We start from the raw sequence: 2375 nt of genomic DNA on the forward strand, positions 1-2375 counted from the left end.
GATGAACACCAGCGCAGCTTATTAAGGCAAGGGACTAGACCATGCATTTCACCATTCAACGCGAAGCCCTGTTGAAACCCCTGCAACTGGTCGCAGGCGTCGTCGAGCGTCGACAGACCTTGCCGGTACTGTCCAACGTGCTGTTGGTAGTCGAAGGCCAGCAACTGTCGCTGACCGGTACCGACCTTGAGGTCGAGCTGGTCGGTCGTGTGCAACTTGAAGAGCCGGCTGAAACAGGCTCCATCACCGTGCCTGCGCGCAAGCTGATGGACATCTGCAAAAGCCTGCCCAACGATGCGCTGATCGACATCAAGGTCGACGAGCAGAAGCTGGTGGTAAAAGCCGGCCGTAGCCGTTTCACCCTGTCGACCTTGCCGGCCAACGATTTCCCGACGGTTGAAGAAGGCCCGGGTTCGCTGACCTGCAGCCTTGAGCAGAGCAAACTGCGTCGTTTGATCGAACGCACCAGCTTCGCCATGGCTCAGCAGGACGTGCGCTACTACCTCAACGGCATGCTGCTGGAAGTGTCCGAAGGCATCATTCGCGCAGTGGCCACCGACGGTCACCGTCTGGCCATGTGCTCGATGAAAGCTGATATCGGCCAGCCGGATCGCCACCAGGTGATCGTGCCGCGCAAAGGTATTCTGGAACTGGCGCGTCTGCTCACCGAGCCGGACGGCAATGTCAGCATCGTGCTGGGTCAGCACCACATCCGCGCGACCACCGGCGAATTCACCTTCACCTCGAAACTGGTCGACGGCAAATTCCCGGACTACGAGCGCGTGCTGCCTAAGGGGGGCGACAAGCTGGTATTGGGCGATCGTCAGGCGCTGCGCGAAGCGTTCAGCCGTACCGCGATTCTGTCCAACGAGAAGTACCGTGGTATCCGTCTGCAACTGGCCAGCGGTCAGTTGAAGATCCAGGCCAACAACCCGGAGCAGGAAGAGGCGGAAGAAGAAGTGGGCGTTGAATACAACGGCGGCTCCCTGGAAATCGGCTTCAACGTGAGCTACCTGCTCGACGTGTTGGGCGTGATGACCACCGAGCAGGTTCGCCTGATCCTGTCCGACTCCAACAGCAGTGCGCTGGTGCAAGAGTCCGACAATGACGATTCGGCTTACGTTGTCATGCCGATGCGTCTGTAATCAGCTGACCCTGGATGTCCTTAAGTCGTGTTTCGGTCACCGCGGTGCGCAACCTGCACCCGGTGACCTTCTCCCCCTCCCCCCGCATCAACATTCTTTACGGCGCCAACGGCAGCGGCAAAACCAGTGTTCTGGAAGCCATTCATCTGCTGGGGCTTGCCCGTTCGTTTCGTAGCACGCGGCTTTTGCCGGTCATCCAGTACGAACAGCTCGCTTGTACCGTGTTCGGTCAGGTCGAATTGGCCGAGGGTGGGCACAGCGCTTTGGGCATTTCCCGTGATCGCCAGGGCGAGTTCCAGATCCGCATCGACGGCCAGAACGCCCGCAGCGCTGCGCAACTGGCGGAGATCCTGCCGCTGCAGTTGATCAACCCCGACAGCTTCCGTCTGCTCGAAGGCGCGCCGAAGATTCGTCGGCAGTTTCTCGACTGGGGCGTGTTCCACGTCGAGCCACGGTTCATGGCCACCTGGCAGCGTTTGCAGAAGGCCTTGCGCCAGAGAAACTCATGGCTGCGGCATGGTACACTTGACGCCGTTTCGCAAGCGGTTTGGGACAGGGAACTGTGCCAGGCCAGCGCTGAAATCGATGAATACCGCCGCGCTTACATCAAAGCCTTGAAACCAGTCTTTGAACAAACCTTGAGCGAACTGGTTGAGCTCGAAGGTTTGACGCTCAGCTATTACCGAGGCTGGGACAAAGACCGGGAATTGAGCGCCGTATTGGCTGGTTCCGTGCAACGGGACCAGCAAATGGGTCATACCCAGGCCGGACCGCAACGGGCTGATTTGCGTCTTAGATTGGGCGCACACAACGCCGCGGACATTTTGTCCCGGGGTCAGCAGAAGTTGGTGGTCTGTGCACTGCGGATTGCCCAAGGGCATCTGGTCAGCCAGGCCCGCCGCGGTCAGTGTATTTATCTGGTGGATGATCTGCCGTCCGAGCTGGACGAGGGCCACCGTCGCGCGCTGTGCCGCTTGCTGGAAGACTTACGCTGCCAGGTGTTCATCACCTGTGTAGATCACGAATTATTGAGGGAAGGCTGGCAGACGGAAACGCCAGTCGCTCTGTTCCACGTGGAACAGGGCCGTATCACCCAGACCCACGACCATCGGGTGTGAAGGCTTTGAGAGAAGAAAATACGTACGACTCAACTAGCATTAAAGTGGTGAAAGGCCTGGATGCCGTACGCAAACGTCCAGGTATGTACATTGGTGACACCGACGATGGCAG

General features: G+C 58.9%; 3 protein-coding genes. All 3 read left to right on the plus strand.

The window, feature by feature from the left end:
- The first annotated feature begins 41 nt into the window (after positions 1-41).
- Positions 42-1145 (plus strand): DNA polymerase III subunit beta, encoded by a 1104-nt coding sequence (dnaN, locus tag ACIPIZ_RS28645; RefSeq protein WP_007911887.1) that lies wholly within the window; start codon positions 42-44, stop codon positions 1143-1145.
- 14 nt (positions 1146-1159) lie between these two features.
- A complete protein-coding gene (gene recF / locus ACIPIZ_RS28650; protein ID WP_401168859.1) occupies positions 1160-2263 on the plus strand; it encodes a DNA replication/repair protein RecF in 1104 nt (367 codons plus the stop codon).
- 5 nt (positions 2264-2268) lie between these two features.
- Positions 2269-2375, plus strand: a 107-nt coding sequence (locus tag ACIPIZ_RS28655; RefSeq protein WP_401168862.1) for a hypothetical protein, incomplete at its 3' end; no start/stop codon positions are given.

Origin of the sequence: Pseudomonas sp. NPDC087690, from assembly GCF_044743175.1 — a bacterium.
In the GTDB taxonomy this organism is placed as follows: Bacteria; Pseudomonadota; Gammaproteobacteria; order Pseudomonadales; family Pseudomonadaceae; genus Aquipseudomonas.